The sequence below is a fragment of the Shewanella sp. T24-MNA-CIBAN-0130 genome, assembly GCF_040310185.1.
GTDB lineage: Bacteria > Pseudomonadota > Gammaproteobacteria > Enterobacterales > Shewanellaceae > Shewanella > Shewanella psychromarinicola.
In genome coordinates, this window is record NZ_JBEOPP010000314.1 from 1 (window position 1) to 272 (window position 272).

At 41.5% G+C, this 272-nt stretch carries 1 pseudogene; it reads right to left on the reverse strand.

Going from position 1 to position 272, the window contains the following annotated elements:
- Positions 1-272, reverse strand: a pseudogene (prfC, locus tag AAEZ02_RS22530) (peptide chain release factor 3); the annotation flags it as partial.

Below are 272 nucleotides of genomic sequence, written 5' to 3' on the forward strand. Positions count from 1 at the left end.
CTAAATACCTGTACAGCACCCTCTTCTGAAAGTTGTACTAAGCCTTTTAATAACTGCTTTTGCTTAAGCGGATCACGTAAACGAATACGGCGGAATAATTCCGGTGCAAAGTTAGGAATACCACTAAACTTAAGCTTTTCACCTTGAGTAAAAGTATCACCTATTTGAATCGTACCGTGGTTATGTAAACCAATAATGTCGCCAGCAAATGCATCACCTGCGCGCTCACGATCGCCAGCCATAAACGTAACCGCATCAGAAATACTTACTTG